The sequence below is a fragment of the Nocardiopsis sp. TRM 82005 genome (assembly GCF_056312425.1).
In genome coordinates, this window is record NZ_JBWDTQ010000012.1 from 32539 (window position 1) to 53447 (window position 20909).

Below are 20909 nucleotides of genomic sequence, written 5' to 3' on the forward strand. Positions count from 1 at the left end.
TCCCCGCGCCCGCGTGTACGCGCCCGTGCGAAGAGGGCGCCCGGCCCGAGCAGGGCGGAACTGGAGGCGGCCCGGGGCAAGGTGGTCCCCGACGTCCTGGCGGAGGGCCTCGACGTGCTCTTCTGCGGGATCAACCCCGGCCTGGCCTCGGGCGCCCTCGGTCACCACTTCGCCAACCCGGGAACGCGCTTCTGGCCCGCCCTGCACGGATCCGGCCTCACCCCGCACCGGCTGCGGCCCGACCAGGAGGACGAACTCCTGGCGCTGGGCCTGGGGATCACCAACGTCGTCGCCCGGACCACGGCCCAGGCGAACGAGCTGAGCCGGGAGGAGACCGTGGAGGGCGGGCGGAGGCTGCGGCGCGAGGTCCTGCTGTGGCGTCCCCGCTGGCTGGCCGTCCTCGGCCTCGGCGCCTACCGGGACGCCTTCGGCGACCGCGGCGCGGCGGTGGGGCCCCAGGCCATGGAGCTCGGGGGCACGCGGGTGTGGCTGCTGCCCAACCCGAGCGGCAGGAACGCGCACTGGCAGCTGGGGCCGCTCACCGAGGAGTTCGCGCGCCTGCGGCGGGCCGCGGGGCTGCCGGACCGGCGCCCCGGTCCCTGATCACGCGGTTCACCCCTCTCCCCCACCGCCGGTTCCGGGGCCGCCGTGGGCGCCCCCGGCGGCCCCCGTCCAAAAGCTCGGCCGCAGGCATTCTCGCGTGCTGCCATCCCCTTCCTGTAACCTCATGTCGGCTATCAGGCGAGCGGAAAGGCATACGCGACGATCAAGGCACTGGCTCTTAGCGCTCTGGCCCCGTCTTTCCGGAGCCGTCACATCTAGCGGAGCATGCCCAGAAACTCGCCCTTCAACTCAGCCCAGCGACACTCCTCCAGCTCTTTCCGGTAATCGCCGTGGGCTTGTTCACCTGCAAAGTCGCTATGGGGACCGCTGGCATCCTCGTGCGGATCCTGAACCACAAGGCCACGCAACGATGGCCCGGACTGAGCCCGGGAAAACCACCCCACGGCCTGGAGAGGACCGAGCACCCTGCTCCAGGACAGAGAACGAGCCGCAACGCGATCCACGGGAACGGATGGGGCACCATTGTCCAAGCCGGACACACAGCCCAGCTCCACGTCTGCTCCGCGCAGGCCGGTGACACCAGAACACCACGCGGGAGCGACGACCGCTGAGCCACCGTACGTTTGCACAGAGGAGGATCGCCCTGCATGGATGATGGGGGATGATCCCCTCACCCGCCACGACTTCCATCGTGTCTCGGCACAAGGACAGTGAAGCTCCCGCCCCCTGTGGCGCCCCGGCCGAGTAGCATCCGCCGGGGATCCGTACGGCGGGAGGCAGGACAAGGTGCTCGATGCTCGACGAAGCTACGCGTGGACGTGCCGGGTACTACGCACGGCTGCTCGCATGGGCCGTGTCGCTGATGCCCTCCGCCGAGCGCGACCATGCGTTCTCCGAACTGGACGACACCGCCTTCGCCGCCGCGGTCAGATCCGTCCGTAGCGGCCATACACCGGGTCTCGCGAACGAGCGGCCGAGAACCGGGACGGTCGATCCCACCGACGCACTGCGAGCAGCCCGCACGGTGCTGGAGTGCGACGCCGTACTCACCGTCGGCCCCGTGGACTGGCCCGCCCTGGCTGCGGCCCACGAGCGTGAGCCCTTCACACGAACCCAGCGGCGGGCCCTGATCGCGCGCAGGGACTGCCCGGACGACGTGACCGCCGCTCTGCTCACGCCGTGGGACCCCCATGTGGCGAACCGTCTGGTGGCCCGTGGGAGGAAGCTGCCGGAATGGACCTGGTGGCCGGGCCTGCGACGGATGGGCGAGGCACGGCCGGCCCTGTGGCGGCACGTACTCACCGGGCAGAACCTGCACGCCGTACTGCGCTCGGCCACGCGCATCGACCTGCTCGTGCTCGCCGTGAACGGCTACGACCACAACCACGAACGACAGGGCCAGGCGTTCTGGGAGGCGGTAGGCGCGGGGCTGCGGGCCGAACTGGGCTCCGACCGCGAAGCCTGGCTGAAGGCCGCCCAGCGGTTGCCCGACCACCGTGGCGGCCTGGAGGACCTGGCCGACCGAATCGGACGTGCGACCGCGGACACCGACCAGCGCCCGCCCGACCTGCGGGTCCTCAACGAGGCTCCGCCCGAGGTCCTCGCCGATACCGTCGCACGACTCACCGACGAGGACCTCGCGCACGCGGCCGACCGCTCCCTGCACGACGTCCGCAACCGGGAGTCCTTCCTCCCGGTCGTCCTTGAGCGGCTGCGGCAGGCCGGCGTCCCGAGCCGAAAGGTATTCGCACGATGGGCCCACCGGTACAGTCCCACCGCGGTGAGCGCCTGGTTGTACGGACTGGACGAACGGCTGGACGCGGGCCTCACCGACCGGGCCCGCACTGACGCGGAACTGCGCCGCCTGATCGCCGCCAGCTGGCGTCCACGGCCCCTGGCCGCGGACCTGGTTACGGAGCTGCGGGGATGCTCCGGGCCCATCGAGGCACAGGCCATACTCAACAGCGCCTGCGGTGACGCCGGGACTCCGTGGCCGGACCTGGTCGGTGCCCACACGGCCGTGCCCCTGCCGCCGACGGTTCTGTGTGTGCTCGCTGCCCGTCCGGGTTTCCCCGACGCCTTGGCTGACTCGCTGCCCGCCTCTGCCCTGTCTTACCTGGCAGACCAGGGGCCCGCCAGCGCACGAGCAGCGCTGGCACATGCCAGCCGCTCGAACCTGGAGCGTCCGCATACTCTTTCGTTCGAGCTGGGCTACACAATCCGAAGGATCCGCGCCGCGGGGGTGCTCACCGACGGGGAGGTACTGGCGGCCGTCCACCCAGCCAGCGCGGCTCTCGACTACGGGGCCGACTCCCACCGGAGCACGCAGGAGCGGGTCTCATGGGGTGCCGCGTGCGCGGAGCTGTTCGAACAGGCTGCTGCCAAAGCCGGTCCGGGCTTCTGGCGCGAACTGGCCGAGCGGCTGCCCGACTTCAAGGGCCCACTGCCCGAGCTGCTCGACGCCGGGCCCAGCCGGTGACGGGTCGGCGACCGACACGTCCTTCGCATCGAACTGGCGCCTACCCGGACACGGATCTGGGCGAGCAGGCGCCGGCCGGGAGCCAAGGCGGCGAGCAGGTGCACCGCCGCGTGGGCGGGGGATAGACGATCCGCGCAGCGTTTTGCCATCCACGGCCACGACCTGGATGTTCATACCGTGGCGTTTGTGCTTGTCTGAATAGAACGAAGGTCGGCTTTGACGCGGCCGCAGGCGATGAGAGTGCCGTCCACGACCACATGACCGCCATCCCTTCCTTCGTGCTCGGCGTAGCCCTTGTTCAAGGGTGGGAGCTCGGGCTGCCAGCAGGCGAGTGCTCTCACATACGTAGCGCCAAGCGGTCGGGGTACTGATCCCGAAACCCTGTGCAGGCTGCGCGAGCGTCTCACCCTTATGCAAGTGCATCAGGACTAGTACTCCAGTTGTAGTTCCGGTTTGTCATGATTCACGGACCGCTTGTCTGCGGTAGTGGCACTGGCGGGCGTTGGCTTGGTGGGCGCGTCTGAACAGCGACCAGCCCAACACGTGCTCGATGTCGGGATCCGTGGTGAACAGGGCATCGAGCAGATGGGCGATCTCGTTGCAGGTCAACGCGATCAGCCCGGCCGTGGACGGGCTCTGGCGGGCTTCGATGGCGGCCATGGCCGCCAGGAAGGCACAGGCCCACATCGCGAACAGGCTCCACCGGTGCCAGGAGCACCAGGTGTGCACCTGGTGCTCGTCCAGCCCGGCCAGGCCCTTGCCCTGTTGGAAGCTCTCCTCGACCGCCCACCGGCGCCCGGCAACGGCCACCAAGCTCTGCAAGGGCACCGCCTGGGGTGCCTAGCACCGGTAGAACGCCAGCTCACCCGTCGTGCGGTGGCGATGGACCAGCACCCACCGGTATCCCCTTTCAACGGGTTCGGCGTCCATGAGCGCCCAGTCGTAGAAGCGCCGACCCTTGGCCCCGTTGCCTGCGGAGCGGCGCTGCCAGGCGGGTGCGGGGGCGAGCACCGCCAGCTCGGCGACCGTGGCCGGGCCGCGAGGAAAGGCGATGCGCTCGGTGCGCGGCACGGCCATCACGTAACCGATCCGGTGGTGCTCCAGGACTTGGCGCAGGTTCGGGTTCTGGCCGTAGACCTCGTCTGCGGCCACCCAGGTCGCCGGTGTGTGCGCGGCCAGGGCGGCGGTGATCATCTGCTGGGCGAGTTCGGGCTTGGTGGCGAAGGCGGCCTGTTCGGGAACGCCGGCCGTTCGAAGTCGTTGGGAGTCGTTGGTCCAGGAGCGCGGCAGGTAGAGGCGATGGTCGATCAGAGCGTGCCCGGCGGGGGTGGTGTAGGCGAGGTAGACCGCGACCTGGGCGTTCTCGATGCGCCCGGCGGTGCCGGGGGTACCTCCCGGCCGCGTAGCGGCTGGGGGCGACTGGCGTTGGACCCCGACTGTTTCGGTGCCCTTCTTCAGGTCGCCGGTCTCGTCCACGACCAGGACTACGTCCTGTTCTCCCAGGTGGGCGCGGGCATAGGTGTGCAGGTCGGCGATCAGCCCTGCTTCGTTGATGCGGGCGCGGGAGAGCAGGTGCTGGAAGCGGTGGGGGGTCCGGTGGCCGGCGTGTTCGGCCAGGGTCCAGCAGTTCTTGCGCGGCAGCGGGGCGAGCAGGCCGCGCAGGAGGTCGTGGGCGGTGTGTTGGGTCTCGGGTCGGGCCAGACGGTCGGAGATGGCCTGGATCAACTCGTTCAGCCGATGCGGCCAGCGCTGGGCCGCTACGCTGAGTTCAGCGGCCACTGCCGGGTCCTTCTTTGTCTTCACAACCATCGATGATCACGCGGTGGCCGTCCGCATGTCCGGGGAACGCTCCGGGTCAGGGTTCTGTTGTGCTGCCATCTCCGGCAAGTGGTGCCAGGTCAGGGCAAACCGAAACTACAACTGGAGTAGTAGATCGGGAAACGTTGCATGGGGCCATGCTCGCGGACCAACGGAAGCAGTACGAACGAATCACCCAGACCGTTACCCCTGTTCAAGCACGCTCCAAGGCCACGAAGACCGCTTTCGCAGCGTACCAAAGAAAAGAGCCAGCGAAGACAACAAGGAAAAGTGTCGCCATATTTCTCTGCAACACATACAGCCTGGAACCCCGTCGCCCCCCCAAAAAGCCTTCTCAAAACGCCCATCCATCATATTGAATATTCTATCGAAATACCTGTGATTCGCCCACGCCAAACCCAACAAAGCGAGAGCCACAAGGAAGAATATCGTAGCTGCAATCCACATTTGAGTCACCACGGACTTTCCCGTGCATCGAAAGGCGTTTTATTGAGCTTCAAATTTCCACCCTCTCCATCGAAAATCCTATCCGGCCGAAATCCGAGAACATTGTAGTTCAAGCCGACTTGGAGCCCACTACCGAGGCTGACTGACCCGCCTCCACCGCTGGGGCCATTCCCCCGCCCTTTCTATTTCGCATAGAGAGACTCGCACAACCACCGGCAATATAGGCGAGGCAGACAACTGGAGAATCCGCATTCTTCTCATCCGGGGTCCTGCTGTTCACACCGAGGCCACCACCCCAACCACCAACACCGACTGCGCTTGCTTGTAGACTCCACACGCCGTCCTTACACTGCAGTCCGACACAGCCCCCAACACAACCCGTAGCACCGGCGGAAGCGTGGCTATGCAGCCAATCATTACTCTTCTGATACCAATCAGAACCTTTGGTGATGGTATGCGCAGAAGCATCCTGAAGCGCCTTTACGGTATCACTTACCACATGGCCTTCCAATTCCCTCGGAGGAATAGGCGGCTTGGAAATAGCTTTCCACCAGCTCCAGCCCCGAGGAGATTGAATATTGCCTTTTATTTTATCCACCTCCCGGGCCGGGGATATACTTGGAATACGATATCTCACTCCAACCATTACCCCCTGAACGCCAGTTTTCAGTATTTGTTGCTCCACTCTTTTTTCCTTGTAGACCACAGCTGCGGTGTTACCGCTGAGGCAGAGTCCGTCAGCATGCGTGCAGGCCGACAACCCTGTTCCGTCCCAATAGGTGGCCGGGCTGTTATTGGCGTAGGCGTACCCGTTCATCGACTGCGCATCGGTCAGGTCCATCAACGGATCCACCGACACGAACCGGCCCAGAGCCGCGTCATAAGCACGCGCCCCCAACTGGGTCAGCCCCGTGGTCGCATCAACCATGCCGTCCACGAACCCGCGCTCACCGGGCCACTCGCCGGTGTTCCCGCGGTTCTGACCGAACACCGTCATCCGCCGCTGGGCCACCTCGCCCCAGACCGCGTCCACCGTCATCTGCCCCGTGCCGTGGTGGTCGGAGAAGACCCAGTGCAGGCTCCCGTCGTTCTCCCGGACCGCGACCGTCTCACCCGCGTGCTCGAAGTAACGGGTAACCTCCTTCCTACCCGCCGCCGGGTCCCAGGTCACCTCCATGTCCGGAAGATAGAAGGTGGTGGTCCCGTTGGCACGGCGCAGCAGGCGCTCTCCGTCAGCGTCGTAGACGTACTCGGTCTTCTCCAGCCCAGCGGTGGCCTGAAGCGCGTCCGGAGGCAGGGCGATGGGCACGCGGCGGAACGTGGCCTCTGAGGGGCGAGGGACTCGCATGGCCGAAAACCGCGGGCACCGCGGCGGAGGAACAGGGGATGCTGCGGAACTGCGCCCGCGGCGGCTTCGATGGCGAGCACGCCGCGGGCGAGTGATGCGGTCCTGACCGTCACCGGGTGGATTCGGTGGCCCAAGCCTCCGTTGAGTTGCGTTGCAGCTTGGGGCTGTCGGCGAGCTTGAGCCAGATGACACCGCCGATGATGACGACCAGCCAGAAGGCACGGACCGGGGTCAGGATCTCATCGAAGAAGACCGGCCCGAGGAGTGCGGCGCCGACCGCTCCGATGCCGGCCCACACGGCGTAGCCGATGCCGACGTCGATCGCCTTGAGGGCCACGCTGAGGCAGAACAGGGTCAGCAGGAAGAAGACGAGGGCGGACACGGACCATCCGAGGGCGGTGAACCCGGAGCTGCCGGCCACGCTGAGCGCATAGCCGACCTCGAACACCCCGGCCAGCAGCAGGATCAGCCAGGGGCCCGCCTTCTTCCCGGTATCAGTGTTCTCGGTGATCGTGGTATCGGCCATCACGTTGGTCCTTTCAGGTTGAGGGGGACGGGTTATGCGGCTCCGCTGAGCTGGAGCCCGATAACCCCTCCGATGACGACCGCGATGCCGAGGCCCTTCTTCCAGTGCAGCTGCTGGTTGAGGAAGAGCGCGCCTACGATGACGATCCCGACGCCGGCGACGCTGGTCCAGATCGCGTAACCGACGCCCACGTCGAAGCTCAGCAGCGCGAAGCTGAGGAAGAACGTGGCGATCACACCGCTGGCAAGGGTCCCGATCGTCCACCACAGCTTCGTGAAGCCTTGTGCCTTGCTCGCGGAGATGCCGACGGCGACCTCGAAGATGACGGCGATTCCCAGGTAGAGCCAGCTCATGGTGTTCCTTTCGACGGGTGCGTGTGTGTGCTCCCGTGGTGTGTGTCGGCTCGCAGATACCGTGCGAAGGGCTCCGTGCCCCGCTCGACGGGGAGTTGGTGTACGAGGCCGTCGAGCTTGTCGTCGGAGATCCCCGAGGCCGGGTAGCTCGTGCGGTAGTCGAATCCCCATTCCGCGACCGCGTCGCGATCGACCGCGACGTAGACGGCGTCGACTCCTCGCTCGATGGCGAACCGATAACACAGTCCGCAGGGCTCGCCCGTGGCCAGAAGCGAGGCTCCGGCCAGGCTGTTCAACCCGTGGGAGGCCATCGCGTCCCTCATCGCCACGATCTCGGCGTGAGCGCTGTGGTCTCCGGTCTCCGCCACCTTGTTGACGCAGAATCCGGAGATCGCTCCGGTGTCGTCGGCCAGGACACCGACGAAGGGGATTCCGCCGCCGTCGACATGGGCGATGCATTCGTCGACGGCCTGCTCCATGAGCGTCCGCAACGCCGATACGGTCAAACCCACGGTCATGCCTCCTGGGACACGGTCTCGTCGACCAGTCGCGTGAGGCGATCCGCGTCCAGCACACCGGGGGCGAGCCGCCCGTTGACCCTGAAGCTGGGGACCGCGGAGACCCCGACGATGCCTACGGCGTACTCCTGGTCCTCACGCTGGCGCCGGCGCCGGTCCTCATCGGCGAGGGCGGCGATGACGTCGGCACGATCCAGTCCCGCGGACTCGGCGACGTCGATGATGACCTCGTCTTCGCCGATATTCCGGTCCTGCTGGAAGAAGGCGCGGAACATCGCGTCGGAGTACGCCTCGGCGACGCCGTGTTCCGCGGCCAGTTGCAGGACCATGAACGCCTTGTCGCTGCGCGGCTGCGGGGAGGTTGTCGGCAGCGATATGTCCACACCCGTCCGCCGCGCCATCGGATAGACGGAGGCGTTCCACACCTGGGGCAGGTAATTGTCCTCGGGCCTGAGCGTGGGCACCGGATCCGGCCTCAGCTCGAAGGGGCGTATGTCGATCTCCACGTCGCGCCGTCGCCGGAGTTCCTCGACGGCTCCCTCCACGAGGAAGCAGAACGGGCATACGTAGTCCACGAAGACTTCGACTCTGGTCGTCATCTCTCTCCTTCGCTACCGTGACGATTCATTACTAAATGCATGTACATGCAACTAATTGGACGCACGGAGGCCCCGTTTCGATGCGCGCGTGCGGATGCTCAACGCATGAGTGAACCGATCGCCTCGAACGCGCGCCCCAGGCCACCGTGGTCGAGTTCCGGGTATTCCTCGGTCGCGTTCTGCAGCAGTTCGCGGACCTTCGCCTCGTAGGGCTCACAGATCGCGTCGGCGGCTTCCATGCCCTGATCGGTGATCACCGCGTAGACCCCCCGACCGTCATCCGGGCAGGTGTCACGGAAGGCCAGCTTCTTGCTTTCCAGCCGCCCTACCAGCCGGGTCACGGAACTCTGGTTCAGGCCGACTTTGCGAGCGAGGTCGTTGAGCCGCAGTTCTCGATCCGGAGCCTTGCTCAAGTGAAGCACCGCACGGTAATCGGCGAGGCCGATACCATATGTGTCCGTCAGCCATTTGCCCAGCGTCGCGTCCATCGCGGTGACCAACGCCGTCACCTGGGACCACGCCGCGCTCAGGCTGCGGACCGCGGACCCCTCCTCCAGCTCCGAAGTTTCCATGTACATGCAAATAAACGTACCATGCGCGGCCTCGTCGGTCACCCACGGGTGAGCAGCCTTCCGTAATCCGGGATCCGGGATCCGGGTCCGCGGCCCCGCGCCCTCCAGGCATGCCTACAGCGGGCGCGGACGCGGAGGGGTGGGAGCCGCTGCCTGGTTGCGCCGCCTCCAGTGCCGCACGTACTTGGTGGTCGCTTTCCGCTCCTATACGTGGCTTCAGTCCCGGAGCTGATGAGCAGAGCTCGATCAAGGCGTCTCGAAGTACCCGTACGGTTCCAGGCGTTGTCCGCCCCTCTGCCCATCCGCCGTCGCCCGGTTCGAAGGGGGTTCCCTGGACGTGGACCTGCTGATGGTCGTGGCCGCCATCGCCGCCGCCTCCATCGGCCAGGGCGCCCTGCTCATCGTCATCTTCGCCACCTCCGGCGCGCTTGGAGGCCGTGGTCATCCAGCGCACCGCCGACTCCGTCAGCTCCCTGCTCACCCTGGCCCCGAACGGGCCGTGCGCTTGACCGCCACCTCCGACGGCGAACACGAGGAGACCGTCGACACCTCGGAACTCCAGGTCGGCGCCACGGTCCTGGTCCGGCCCGGCGAGCGCGTGGGCACCGACGGCACCGTGGTCGCCGGCGTGAGCGAGGTGGACCAGCAGGCCATGGGAACCCTCGCCCTGCCCCTCGGCCCCCGGCGGGAACAGGGCCCCGCCTCCGGCCGGGGCCCTCGCCCGCCGCGGGAGCGGACGAGGGCTCGGAGCACGGGCGGGAGTCCTCGGCACGACTGTCTCCGGGCCGAACCGGGTACCGGGTGGGGAGAGCGCAGGAAGGGTGTTTCCCGCGTCGCGCCGCCGGGGGCCGTACGTGCCCCCGGCGGCGCGGGCCCACTCGGCCTCGTACCCAGGAGCTCACCTTTTCCGGAAGAGAGGCGAGGACGCATGGCTGACGAGAGGACATCCTCCCCCAAGGTCGCGGTGGGCGTCGACGGATCGGCGTCGGGACGCGGCGCCCTGGAGTGGGCCGCCGCCGAGGCCGAGCACAGGGGTCTGCCGCTGTGCGTCGTGCATACCCTGTCCATGCCGCTGATGGTGTCGGTCTACACCGGCCCCACCCGTTTTCCTCCCTCGCACGAGATGGCCGAACAGGGCCGACGCGTCCTGGAGGAGGCCGCCGAGCACGCGCGGTCGCTGCATCCGGGAACGAGGGTGGAGACGGAGCTGGCCCTGGAGGAGCCGCCGCTGGCGCTGCTGCGCCGCGCCGGGAGGGGGGACATGGTGGTCGTGGGCTCACGCGGGCTGGGTCTGATGCGTTCGGCGCTGGCGGGTTCGGCGGGGGTGCGGCTGTCCGCCAAGGCCGAGTGCCCGGTCGTGGTCGTCCCCCACCGCCAGGAGCACTCCGCCCCGCGCCCGGGGCCGGAGCGGATCGCGGTCGGCGTGGACGGCTCGGTGGACTCCCGGCGCGCCCTGGACTTCGCGATGCACCGGGCCGCCGCGCACGAGGGGTCCTCGGTCGTGGTCGTACACAGTTGGAAGGTTCCGCTGCCCTTCGACACCGAGTCCCTGACCGCGTCGGGATGGGCTCCGCCCGACGATCTGCTGGAGCGCCAGTCCGAGGAGCTGGTGTCGGGGGTCCTGGCCGAGGTCGTGGACGACGCCACTGACGGCGTGGACGTCAGTGGCGTGCGCACCCAGCTGAACCCGGTGGACGCGCTGGTGGAGGCGGGCGCCGATGCGGACCTGATCGTCATCGGCTCGCGGGGCCGGGGCAGTGTCCGCGGCCTGCTGCTGGGATCGGTCAGCCAGGGCGTACTGCACAGTGCCACGGTGCCCGTCGCGGTGCTGCCCAGGCACGCGGAGGCGACCGGCCACGCGGAGGCGACCGGCTGACTCCGGGCCCGGGGCGCAGGACGCGGGACGCGGGGGGCGCGGCGCGCGTTCGTGTGGTTCGCCACGATGGCGCCTCCTTCCGAACACCGTGTCCTATACTGGGTGCCGTGTCCGGTACAGCCCGCTTTCTGCGCATGGCACTCATCTCCGTGTCGCTGACGAGCACCGATGACGGCCTCTGTCGCCGCCGGTGCCGCGACAGCATGCGCTGACCGGGTCCCGCCCTCCCCGGCGGGCCTACGCGGTCCGCCCCTCCCCGACGCGGCACCGGTGTTGCGCGCCCTCGCTCGGCCACGGCCGACGCCCGCACCGTCACCGTTTGGACAGCTTTCCCGTGACCGCTCATCCCACGGCGCCGGCCACCGGTGCCGAGCACGCCCAGGCTGACGCCTCCGCCACCCCGTCCGCCTCGCCCTCCTTGGCCCCGGCCTGGCGGCCCGCCCTGTCCGCGCCGCCGCCCCGGGTGCCCGAGGCCGCGCCCGTCCGCTGGTGGCCGCTGGGTATCGCCCTGGCCGCGGCTCTCGCCCTGGCCGCCCACGTGTGGAACGCCCACGGCACACTGCCCGCCGTCCTGCTGTTCCTGGGCACGGGCCTGGGCTTCACCCTGTTCCACTCCCGCTTCGGTTTCACCTCCGCCTGGCGACAGCTCATCGCCGTGGGCAACGGCGGCGGCCTGCGGGCGCACGCCCTCCTGCTGGGCACCACCGCGACCCTGTTCGCCCTGGTCATCGGCACCGGAACCGGGCTGTTCGGCAACACTCCCGAACCCGCGGCCGGATCCATCGGTATCGCCCTGTTCCTGGGGGCGTTCCTGTTCGGTGTGGGTATGCAGCTCGGCGGCGCCTGCGCCTCGGGCACCCTCTTCGCGGTCGGCTCTGGCCAGTCGGCCATCGTCCTCACGCTGTTCGGCTTCATCGCGGGGTCGGTGCTCTACAGCGCCGCGTGGCCGCTGGTGGCCGACCTGCCCTCGCTACCGCCTTTCCTGCTCTCCGACCACGTGGGGTGGGGCGGCTCCTGGGCCATCACCGTCGCTGTGCTGGCGGCCGTGGTCCTGGGCAGCCGCGCCGTACAGAACCGCCGTGTCCCGCCGCCCGCTGGCGCCCCGCCCTCGGCCGCCGGCCTGTGGCGCGTGGTCCGGGGCAGCTGGCCCCTGGCCGCCGGTGCCCTGCTGCTGTCCCTGTTCGGCGTGGCGGTGCTGGTGGTCTCCGGCGGGATCTGGGGTATCACCTCCGCCTTCAACCTGTGGGGGGCCAAGGCGCTGCAACTGCTCGGCGCGCACCCGGAGGACTGGGCCTTCTGGAGCCAGCCCGGCCAGGCCGCACAGCTGGCTGGTCCGGTGCTCCAGGACAAGAACAGCCTGACCAACATCGGAATCATCCTCGGCGCGGCGGTCGCCGCGGCGGCCGCTGGCGCGTGGAAGCTGCACACCGGGCTGAACTGGAGGCTGGTCGCCGCCGGAGTGGCGGGCGGCGCCCTGATGGGGGTGGGCGCCCGCCTGGCGGGAGGCTGCAACATCGGCGCCTACCTGGCCGGGATCAGCTCGGGCAGCCTGCACGGATGGGTGTGGGCGGGCTTCGCCCTGGCCGGGACCTGGGCGGGGTTGCGGGCCCGGGCCCTGTTCGGGCTCAACGTGCCCAAGCCGAGTGACGGCGTCTGCTGAGGCCCCTAAAGCGTGGATCCTCCCGCCGGGCTCAGGGCCGGGCTTCGGTGTCAGCGTGGAGAGGCGCTCCCCTCGGCGGGGGCGATCTCGGTGAGGAGTTCCCCGACCCGCTCCTTGATCTCGTCGCGGACGGGCCGGACCGCCTCCACGCCCCGCCCGGCGGGGTCCGGCAGGGTCCAGTCGAGGTAGCGCTTGCCGGGGAAGACGGGGCAGGTGTCACCGCAGCCCATGGTGACGCACACGTCGGAGGCCTCCACGGCCTCGGTGGTGAGGATCTTGGGGTTCTGGTCGGTGATGTCGATGCCGACCTCGGCCATGGCCTCGACCACGGCGGGGTTGAGCGCGTCGGCGGGCGCGGATCCGGCGGAGCGGACCTCGACGCGGCCCCCGGCCAGGTGGGCGAGCCAGGCGGCGGCCATCTGGGAGCGGCCCGCGTTGTGGACGCACACGAACAGGACGGATGGCTTGTCTGTACTGGTCATGGTCTCTACTCTTCCTCGAATGCGACGGCGGTGACGGTCGGTGCGGTGAGCGGTGCCAGGAGGTCGCTGACGTGCGTGTCGGTCTCGTCGCGGATCGCGCGCAGGTCCTCGGGCCGGAACCGGCCCGCGTGGCGTGCGGCCGGACGGGCGGCCCCCGCGGAGAACCGGTCACCGGACGGGCGGGGGCGGAACGGGGTCATCTGGGACTTCCTCGACAGGGGGCGGGCCGTTCACTTCACATCAGCAAAGAATGATGCGATAGTATCAGCCCATGCTGATGTCAGTCGATTCTGATGCGATAAAGGCGGTGGCCGACCCGCTCAGACTGCGGATCGTGACCCTGCTGGCCCACGAGACCCTGTGTACGACGCACCTGATGAACGAGACCGGTGCGCGCCAGACCAACCTGTCCAACCACCTGCGCATCCTGCGCGAGGCCGGGGTGGTGGAGACCGAGCCCTGTGGCCGATTCACCTACTACCGGCTGCGTCCCCAGGCCCTGGAGTCGCTGTCCGCAGCTCTCGCCGACCTGGCCAGTACCGCCCGCTCCACCGGTGCCCGCGACAACAGGAGGCCCTGCTGATGGCCGCCCCCAACGAGACGACCAGGGCCGCCGCCCCCTCCGTGGTGGCGAAGCTGTCCACGCTGGACCGGTTCCTGGCGGTATGGATCCTGCTGGCCATGGCCCTCGGCCTTGGCCTTGGGCGCCTGGTCCCCGGCCTGAACGAGGCCCTGGCCGCACTGGAGGTCGGCGGGATCTCCCTGCCCATCGCCCTGGGCCTGCTGGTGATGATGTACCCGGTACTGGCCAAGGTCCGCTACGACCGGCTGGACACCGTCACCCGCGACCGGCGGCTGTTGATCTCCTCGCTGCTGGTCAACTGGCTCGCGGGCCCGGCGGTGATGTTCGCTCTGGCCTGGATCTTCCTGGCCGACCTGCCCGAGTACCGCACCGGGCTGATCATCGTCGGCCTGGCCCGGTGCATCGCGATGGTCATCATCTGGAACGACCTGGCCTGCGGCGACCGTGAGGCCGCGGCCGTGCTCGTCGCGCTGAACTCGGTCTTCCAGGTACTGGTCTTCGGCCTGCTGGGCTGGTTCTACCTGGACCTGCTGCCCGGGTGGCTGGGTCTGGACACCGGCGGCCTGGACGCCTCACCGTGGCTGATCGCCCTCAACGTGGTGATCTTCCTCGGCGTCCCGCTCCTCGCGGGGTTCGCCACCCGCACGCTCGGTGAGCGCCGGATGGGCCGCGAGCGCTACGAGAGGCACTTCCTGCCCCGGATCGGCCCGTGGGCGCTGTACGGGCTGCTGTTCACCATCGTCCTGCTGTTCGCGCTACAGGGCGGCACGATCACCAGCCAGCCCCTGGACGTGGCGCGTATCGCCGTCCCGCTGCTGGCCTACTTCGTGATCATGTGGTTCGGCACGTTCGCGTTCGGCAAGGCGGTCGGGATGGGCTACGACCGCACCACCACGCTGGCCTTCACCGCGGCGGGCAACAACTTCGAACTCGCCATCGCGGTGGCCATCGCCACCTTCGGGGTCACCTCCGGCCAGGCGCTGGCCGGGGTCGTGGGACCGCTGATCGAGGTTCCGGTACTGGTGGCCCTGGTGTACGTCTCCTTGGCCTGGCGCAAACGGTTCGCGCCAGAGCTGCGGTAGGAGCCTTCACACGAGGACGAGGATCCGCGCACGGCTCCGGTGCGCGGACCCACCAGAACACGGCGGAAAGAGCAGGGATGGCCACGGAAGAACACACGGTCGACGTCGCGGTCGTCGGCGGAGGACAGGCCGGACTCGCCACCGGGTACTTCCTGCGCCGGGCCGGCCTGGACTTCGTCATCCTGGACGAGCGCGCCGGCCCCGGCGGATCCTGGGAGGAGTACTGGGACTCGCTGCGGCTGTTCTCCCCCGCCGGACACAGCATGCTGCCAGGCTGGTGGATGCCAGCCGAGGAGGGACACGAGTACCCCAGCGCACGGCACGTGGCCTGGTACCTGGCCGAGTACGAACGCCGCTACGGACTACCCGTGCGCCGCCCGGTCCGCGTCAGGGGGATCGAACGGGCGGACGGGGCCCTGCGCGCGGTCACCGACCGGGGCGTGTGGCGGGCCCGGTACGTCGTCAGTGCCACCGGCACCTGGCGGGCGCCCCACATCCCGCGGGTCACCGGTCAGGAGGAGTTCGCGGGCAGGCAGCAGCACACCGTCGACTACCGGTCCCCGGAGGAGTTCGCCGGGCAGCGGGTCGTGGTCGTGGGCGGCGGCAACTCCGCGGCACAGATCCTCGCCGAGCTCTCCCTGGTGGCGCAGACCACCTGGGCCACGCTGCGTCCTCCACGCTTCCTGCCCGACGACGTGGACGGCCGTGCCCTGTTCGACATCGCCACCCGGCGCCAGCGGGCCGAGCGCGACGGCGACCAGGCGTCGGCGGGCATCAGTGACCTGGGCGACGTCGTGGTCGTGCCGAGCGTGCGGGAGGCCCGCGAACGCGGCGCGCTCAAGGCCGAGCCGATGTTCGACCGCCTCACCCGTACCGGGGTGGTCTGGGCGGACGGCATCGGTCTGGACTGTGACGCGGTCCTGTGGTGCACGGGCTTCCGGCCGGCGCTGGGCCACCTCGCCCCGCTGGGCCTGGAGGACGGCCGCGGCCGGATCGCGCTGGCCGGGAACCGCGCGGTGGGCGAGCCCCGGCTGTTCCTGCTGGGCTACGGCGACTGGACCGGCCCCGCCTCGGCCACCCTCATCGGCGCCGGGCGTACCGCCAAGGCCACGGTCGCCGAGATCGCCGACGCCCTCGCACGGGAGGCGTAGGGCCCGTTGCCGGGCCAGGGCACGTCCGCTGCGCGCGGTGCGCCTTCCTTCGGTGCCGTGCCGACGGGGGCGGGGCCGTGCCGGTCATCGGCCGGAGCGGACGAGGAGCCGCCGCAGTACGCGGCGCGCGTCCCGACCGACCCCGCGCAGAGTGGCCGAGGAGAAGCTGCGCTGGAACTCCAGTCCCACGTAGCCCAGTCCGGGGACTGTGGTGGAGACCCCTTCCCGGTGCGACGGGCGGCCGTGGGCGTCCAGCGCGCCCGTGGGGGCGAGGTAGCCCAGGTCGGGACGGTAGCCGGTGGCGAGCAGGACGGTGTCCACCCTCTCCGCCGTGCCGTCGGCCCAGGTGACCTTGTCCTCCTCCAGGCGGGTGAACACCTCCCTCCGGTCGGGGTTGCCCGAGGCGAACGCCGCCCGGTACCGGCCGTCGTCGTTGACCAGGGTGGGCCCCTTCTCCCACACCCGGCGCAGCGGTGCGGCGTCCAGGCCGCTGCGCACGAACCACCAGTGGATGTCCCGGCCCAGGGGCCGCTGGTTCGCCCAGGCCACGGGCTCTCTGGTGGCCAGGCTGACCCGGGCGCCGCCGGCGAGTTCCGCGGCGATCTGCACCCCGGAGTTGCCGCCCCCGACCACCACGACGCGCTGGTCGGCGAAGGGCGCGGGGGAACGGTACTCGGCGGAGTGCAGCACGGTGCCGGTGAAGTCCTCCAGGCCGGGCAGGGGCGGGCGGTGCGGGCGGGCGAAGCCGCCGGTGGCGGCGACCACCGACGGGGCCCGGACCCGGGACCCGTCGGCGACGGTGAGGACGAACCCGTCCCCGTCGCGCTCGACCCGGTCCACACGCCGGCCGCAGCGGATGTCGGCGTCCAGGCGGGAGGCGTAGTCGCGCAGATGGTCCACGATCTCCTCGCGTGCCGGATAGCGGTCCGGGTCTCCGGGCAGGGCCAGCCCGGGAAGGGCGGAGAAGCGCGCGGGGGAGAACAGGGTCAGGCTGTCGTAGTAGTGCGGCCACGATCCGCCCGGCTGGTCGGCCGCCTCCAGTACGAGAGGCCGCACACCTCTGCGGTTGGCGGCCCAGGCCGTGGCCAGGCCGGCCTGTCCGGCGCCGATGACGGCGAGGGGGACGTCTTCCATGGCAGGGGTCCTCTGTTCGTGTGGAGGCGGAGCCGTCGCACGGGGACGTGCGCCGGGGAGATGTTCAGGGAAGGCCGGCGGAGGGGACTCGCCCGTTCCCGGTGCGGGTGGCCGCGGCGGTCAGCGCGCCGAGCGCCGCCAGCGCTCCCAGCGCCATGAACGCCGCCGGGTATCCGCCCAGCGGGCCGGTCAGGGCGGCACCCGCCCAAGGTGCCAGCGCGACGGCCAGCATGAGCGGGGTGTGCATGATGCCGTTGAGGGTCGCGTAGTGGCCCGTCCCCCACCGGTCGGCGACAGCGGTGGCCTGGAGGAGGGTGAGGATGCCACGCGCCATACCCGCCAGCACCGCGATCGCCAGGACCAGGCCCCAGGGGCCGGATACCAGGGTCAGGAGGAGGGTGGTCGCCGAGCAGGCGCCCACTACGGCCACGGCACGGAGCACGGGGCCGGTCCACCGCTCCAGGGGCGCGTAGACCAGGCGACCGAGTACCTGCCCCACCCCGCCCACGCCGAGGACCCAGGCGGCTTCCGTCGTGCCGAAGCCCCGGCCCTCCAGCAGGGGGACGATGTTGACCACGACCGCGTAGACGGTGAAGGACCCCAGGGCCAAGGCCGTCGTCAGAGCCCAGAAAGCGCGGCTGTGCACCACGGTGCGCACGTCCTGTTCCCGATGGTCCTGGTGCCCGCCGTTCCCGGGGCCCCGTTTCTGAGGTAGGGCGAAGGCGTGCAGGGGCGCCACCACGGCGAGCAGTACGGCCGCGAGCACCAGATAGGCGCTCCTCCATCCCCACGCTTCCTCCAGGACCGCGGTCAGGGGAGCGAAGACGGTGCTGGCCAGGCCGGCGGCCAGGGTCAGCACGGTCAGGGCACGCACCTTCCCCCTCCCGTACCAGTGGGTCAGGGCGGCGAAGGCCGGAGGGTAGAACAGTCCGGACATCGCCGTCCCGGCCACCAGCCAGGTGGCGGTGAAGGCCCACAGGTTCGGTGCCAGGGCGATGGCCGCCACGGCGGGAGCCGCGACCAGGGCGGCCGCCGTCATCGCCGGGCGCGGGCCCCGGGCCTGCACCCAGCGCCCCACCGGGATTCCCGCCAGCCCCGCCATGACCTGGGAGGCGGAGAACAGCGCGGTCACCGTTGTCAGAGGCCATCCGGTATCGGCGGTGATGCTCGGCGCCAGGACGGGGAACGCGTAGAACAGCACCCCGTAGCTGGTGGTGACGGTGGCGCACAGTGCCGCCAGGCCCCGGCGCGCACCGGCCACGGGAGTGGGCGCGGGCGCGTCGGAGACCTGGCTGCGCGGAGGTGTCACGAGACTCGGTGCGGTTCGGCCGGTTCGGAGACGGCCGGGCCACCGCAGCAGCCGACCGCCGCGGACTCCTCCGCGGGCTCGGGCGCGGTGTCGCAGCAGCCGCCGCTTCCGGCCGCCGTGTCCGGCTCCTCGGACAGGCCCCCGCCGCTACAGACACCGGTCTCGGGCAGGACCAGCTCCACCCGGGCCGCGCCCTCGTGGTCGCCGGCCAGGTGCGCGGCGATGCTGCGCACCTGCTCGTATCCGGTCAGGGCCAGGAAGGTCGGGGCGCGCCCGTAGGACTTCATCCCGGCCAGGTAGAAACCGGGCTCGGGGTGGGACAGCTCCTTCGCGCCGTGCGGGTAGACGGTGCCGCAGGAGTGCACGTTGGGGTCGATGAGCGGAGCGAGCTCCACCGGCGCCTGCAACGTGGTGTCCAGGCCCAGGCGGATCTCCGACAGCGCGGACAGGTCGGGGCGGAACCCGGTCAGGGCCACGGCCTCGTCCACCGGCTCCAGCGCGCGTCCAGCTTCGTCCACCAACACCAGGCGCCCCTCCTCCGAGCGGATCTCAGCGGTGCGGAACCCGGTGACCACCCGGATGCGGCCAGCCTCGACGGCCTCGCGGGCGCGCTGCCCGAGTGCGCCGCGTGCGGCGAGCTGGTCACCCGCTCCCCCGCCGAAGGAGTCGCCGATCCCGCCGCGGCGCAGTACCCACACCACCTTGGTGCCCGGGTCCTCCTCGGCCAGAGCGGCCAGGGCCACCAGCGCGGTCAGAGCCGAGTGCCCGCTCCCGGCAACGGCCGTGGTGCGTCCGGCGTAGCGGATACGGGTGCCTTCGACGCTCAGGTCGGGAACACGGTAGGAGATCCGCTCTCCGGCGGCGCTCTCGCCCAGCGCGGGCAGGCCGTCCCCGCCCGCCGGGTTGGGCGAGCCCCAGGTACCGGAGGCGTCCACGACCGCGCGGGCCAGGATCCGCTCCTCCCCGTGCGCGCCGCGCACCCGCACGGTGAGGGGCTGTTCGCCGCGCCCGGCGTCGACCACCCGGTCCCGGCCCCGGCGGCTGACGCCGGTGACCTCTGCGTCGAAGCGGACCCGCTCGCCGAGGGCCTCGGCGAGCGGGGCCAGGTAGGACTCGACCCACTCCTGGCCGGTCGGACAGCCCTCGTCGGCGGGGCGCCGCCACCCGCTGGCGGCGAGCAGCTTCTCCGCTGCCGGGTCGACCAGGTCGCGCCACATGGAGAACAGGCGCACGTGGCCCCATTCGCTGACGGCCGCCCCCGCGGCGGTCCCCCTCTCCAGGACCAGGGCGGGCAGTCCGCGCTCGGTCAGCTCCGCCGCCGCGGCCAGCCCCGAAGGGCCGGCTCCGATCACCACGACCGGACGCTCTTCCACCATGACGCACCCCTTCATCGATTGACGTCTATAAATCAGAACCATATAGACACTGGTCGATGAATGCAACATCGACTTCCATCGATATAGATCGTCGCTGATAATAGGGGCATGGCCACGACGAGCTCCGCCCCAGCACCCGTACCCGAAACGCTCCCCGCACGGGAGGCCGAGACCTACGCCGCCTGGTTCGCCTGCCTGGCCGAGCCGATGCGCGTGCGCCTGCTGCACACCGTCGCCGCCTATCCGGGAGCGATCAGCGTGGGCGAACTCGCCCGAGCGGTGGGGATCCGCCAGCCGACCGCCTCCCACCACCTGCGCAAGCTCTCCGAAGTCGGCTTCGTGACCCTGACCCGAGCGGGCACCTCCACCCGCGTCGCCATCAACCCGGCCTGCTGCACGGGCCTGCCGCACGCCGCCGACGCCGTCATGGGACTGCTCTCCGCGCGTCCGTGCTGCCCCACCGACCTGCCCGACGACGTGACCGTGCGCGCCATGGGCGAGGACGACCTGCCCGAGGTGCGCCGCGTCTACGCCGAGGGCATCGCCACCGGCGAAGCCGCCTTCGAGACCGAGGTACCCGAGGCCGAGGACCTGCTCGCCAGGTGGCTTCCCGGGCACCGGTGGGTCGCCGAGCACGAGGGGCGGGTGGTGGGATGGGCCGCCGCCGCCCCGGTCTCCCCCCACAAGGCCTACTCCGGTGTCGCCGAGACGTCGGTCCACGTGGCCCAGGACGCCCGGGGCCGGGGCGTGGGCAAGGCTCTGGTCCACCGGCAGGTCACTGAGGCCGACGCGGGAGGGCTGTGGATGCTACAGAACTCGGTCTTCCCCGAGAACAAGGCCAGCCTGGCCCTGCACCACTCCGCCGGATACCGGACCGTGGGCGTGCGCGAGCGCATCGCCCGCCTGGACGGCCGGTGGCGGGACACGGTCCTGCTGGAGCGGCGAAGCCCGGCCGCGGAGGAGGACGCCGCCTGCGGCTGTGGTCCCGGGGAGGCCCCGCGGCCCTGACCGGGAGCGGGCCCTCCCCGCCGA

The 20909-nt window shown here is 70.3% G+C and carries 19 protein-coding genes and 3 pseudogenes; 9 read left to right on the forward strand and 13 right to left on the reverse strand.

Features of this window, described 5'->3' with window-relative positions; genetic code table 11:
* Positions 1-60 precede the first annotated feature (60 nt).
* Together mug and AC0T5L_RS09405 are read left to right on the forward strand one after the other, a co-directional pair.
* A complete protein-coding gene (gene mug / locus AC0T5L_RS09400; protein WP_476165159.1) occupies positions 61-603 on the forward strand; it encodes a G/U mismatch-specific DNA glycosylase in 543 nt (180 codons plus the stop codon).
* A 754-nt stretch (positions 604-1357) separates the two neighbouring features.
* Positions 1358-3043 carry a hypothetical protein gene (locus AC0T5L_RS09405; protein ID WP_476165018.1) on the forward strand — a complete coding sequence of 562 codons (1686 nt, stop codon included), beginning with the start codon at positions 1358-1360 and terminating at the stop codon, positions 3041-3043.
* Positions 3044-3361: 318 nt separating this feature from the next.
* Here the strand turns inward: AC0T5L_RS09405 and AC0T5L_RS09410 are convergent.
* The 8 genes and pseudogenes from AC0T5L_RS09410 to AC0T5L_RS09445 all read right to left on the reverse strand — a co-directional run.
* Positions 3362-3466: pseudogene (locus AC0T5L_RS09410) on the reverse strand (transposase family protein); the annotation flags it as partial.
* A 33-nt stretch (positions 3467-3499) separates the two neighbouring features.
* Positions 3500-4822, reverse strand: a pseudogene (locus AC0T5L_RS09415) (IS701 family transposase).
* Between the two features lie 595 nt (positions 4823-5417).
* Positions 5418-6617 carry an RHS repeat domain-containing protein gene (locus AC0T5L_RS09420; protein ID WP_476165019.1) on the reverse strand — a complete coding sequence of 400 codons (1200 nt, stop codon included), beginning with the start codon at positions 6615-6617 and terminating at the stop codon, positions 5418-5420.
* 148 nt (positions 6618-6765) lie between these two features.
* Positions 6766-7182 carry a DMT family transporter gene (locus AC0T5L_RS09425; RefSeq protein WP_476165020.1) on the reverse strand — a complete coding sequence of 139 codons (417 nt, stop codon included), beginning with the start codon at positions 7180-7182 and terminating at the stop codon, positions 6766-6768.
* Positions 7183-7214: 32 nt separating this feature from the next.
* The gene (locus AC0T5L_RS09430) at positions 7215-7535 is read right to left on the reverse strand and encodes a DMT family transporter (protein ID WP_476165021.1); all 321 of its coding nucleotides are present in this window, start codon (positions 7533-7535) and stop codon (positions 7215-7217) included.
* Positions 7532-8047 carry a tRNA-specific adenosine deaminase gene (locus AC0T5L_RS09435; RefSeq protein ID WP_476165022.1) on the reverse strand — a complete coding sequence of 172 codons (516 nt, stop codon included), beginning with the start codon at positions 8045-8047 and terminating at the stop codon, positions 7532-7534. The genes AC0T5L_RS09430 and AC0T5L_RS09435 overlap by 4 nt, the downstream gene beginning before the upstream one ends.
* Before the next feature lie 2 nt (positions 8048-8049).
* A complete protein-coding gene (locus AC0T5L_RS09440) occupies positions 8050-8652 on the reverse strand; it encodes a DsbA family oxidoreductase (RefSeq protein ID WP_476165023.1) in 603 nt (200 codons plus the stop codon).
* 98 nt (positions 8653-8750) lie between these two features.
* Positions 8751-9266 (reverse strand): MarR family winged helix-turn-helix transcriptional regulator, encoded by a 516-nt coding sequence (locus tag AC0T5L_RS09445; RefSeq protein ID WP_476165024.1) that lies wholly within the window; start codon positions 9264-9266, stop codon positions 8751-8753.
* A gap of 307 nt (positions 9267-9573) precedes the next feature.
* Between AC0T5L_RS09445 and AC0T5L_RS09450 the strand changes: the two are divergent.
* The 3 genes and pseudogenes from AC0T5L_RS09450 to AC0T5L_RS09460 form a co-directional block, all read left to right on the forward strand.
* Positions 9574-9864: pseudogene (locus AC0T5L_RS09450) on the forward strand (P-type ATPase actuator domain-containing protein); the annotation flags it as partial.
* Positions 9865-10152: 288 nt separating this feature from the next.
* On the forward strand, positions 10153-11100 hold the full coding sequence (locus AC0T5L_RS09455; RefSeq protein WP_476165160.1) for a universal stress protein: 948 nt from the start codon (positions 10153-10155) through the stop codon (positions 11098-11100).
* Positions 11101-11434: 334 nt separating this feature from the next.
* On the forward strand, positions 11435-12760 hold the full coding sequence (locus tag AC0T5L_RS09460; protein ID WP_476165025.1) for a YeeE/YedE family protein: 1326 nt from the start codon (positions 11435-11437) through the stop codon (positions 12758-12760).
* A 50-nt stretch (positions 12761-12810) separates the two neighbouring features.
* On the opposite strand, the gene AC0T5L_RS09465 is transcribed toward AC0T5L_RS09460, so the two are convergent.
* A complete protein-coding gene (locus AC0T5L_RS09465; protein ID WP_476165026.1) occupies positions 12811-13242 on the reverse strand; it encodes an arsenate reductase ArsC in 432 nt (143 codons plus the stop codon).
* A 5-nt stretch (positions 13243-13247) separates the two neighbouring features.
* Positions 13248-13442 (reverse strand): hypothetical protein, encoded by a 195-nt coding sequence (locus tag AC0T5L_RS09470; protein WP_476165027.1) that lies wholly within the window; start codon positions 13440-13442, stop codon positions 13248-13250.
* 71 nt (positions 13443-13513) lie between these two features.
* Here AC0T5L_RS09470 and AC0T5L_RS09475 point away from each other — a divergent pair, with 71 nt between their 5' ends.
* The 3 genes from AC0T5L_RS09475 to AC0T5L_RS09485 all read left to right on the forward strand — a co-directional run bounded on the left by AC0T5L_RS09475 (position 13514) and on the right by AC0T5L_RS09485 (position 16058).
* Entirely contained in the window at positions 13514-13825 is a 312-nt protein-coding gene (locus tag AC0T5L_RS09475; RefSeq protein WP_476165028.1) for an ArsR/SmtB family transcription factor, read from the forward strand.
* Positions 13825-14907 (forward strand): ACR3 family arsenite efflux transporter, encoded by a 1083-nt coding sequence (gene arsB, locus AC0T5L_RS09480; protein WP_476165029.1) that lies wholly within the window; start codon positions 13825-13827, stop codon positions 14905-14907. Before AC0T5L_RS09475 ends, arsB begins: the two co-directional genes overlap by 1 nt.
* Before the next feature lie 77 nt (positions 14908-14984).
* On the forward strand, positions 14985-16058 hold the full coding sequence (locus tag AC0T5L_RS09485) for an ArsO family NAD(P)H-dependent flavin-containing monooxygenase (RefSeq protein WP_476165030.1): 1074 nt from the start codon (positions 14985-14987) through the stop codon (positions 16056-16058).
* A gap of 84 nt (positions 16059-16142) precedes the next feature.
* Here AC0T5L_RS09485 and AC0T5L_RS09490 read toward each other — a convergent pair whose 3' ends face one another.
* The 3 genes from AC0T5L_RS09490 to AC0T5L_RS09500 form a co-directional block, all read right to left on the reverse strand.
* Positions 16143-17192, reverse strand: a complete 1050-nt coding sequence (locus tag AC0T5L_RS09490; protein ID WP_476165031.1) for a flavin-containing monooxygenase — start codon at positions 17190-17192, stop codon at positions 16143-16145.
* Positions 17193-17256: 64 nt separating this feature from the next.
* Positions 17257-18501: an MFS transporter gene (locus tag AC0T5L_RS09495; RefSeq protein ID WP_476165032.1), complete on the reverse strand. Its 1245-nt coding sequence runs from the start codon at positions 18499-18501 to the stop codon at positions 17257-17259.
* Positions 18498-19892: an NAD(P)-binding domain-containing protein gene (locus AC0T5L_RS09500; protein ID WP_476165033.1), complete on the reverse strand. Its 1395-nt coding sequence runs from the start codon at positions 19890-19892 to the stop codon at positions 18498-18500. The genes AC0T5L_RS09495 and AC0T5L_RS09500 overlap by 4 nt, the downstream gene beginning before the upstream one ends.
* A gap of 93 nt (positions 19893-19985) precedes the next feature.
* On the opposite strand from AC0T5L_RS09500, the gene AC0T5L_RS09505 reads away from it, so the two are divergent.
* Positions 19986-20885 carry a helix-turn-helix domain-containing GNAT family N-acetyltransferase gene (locus tag AC0T5L_RS09505; RefSeq protein WP_476165034.1) on the forward strand — a complete coding sequence of 300 codons (900 nt, stop codon included), beginning with the start codon at positions 19986-19988 and terminating at the stop codon, positions 20883-20885.
* Positions 20886-20909 lie beyond the last annotated feature (24 nt).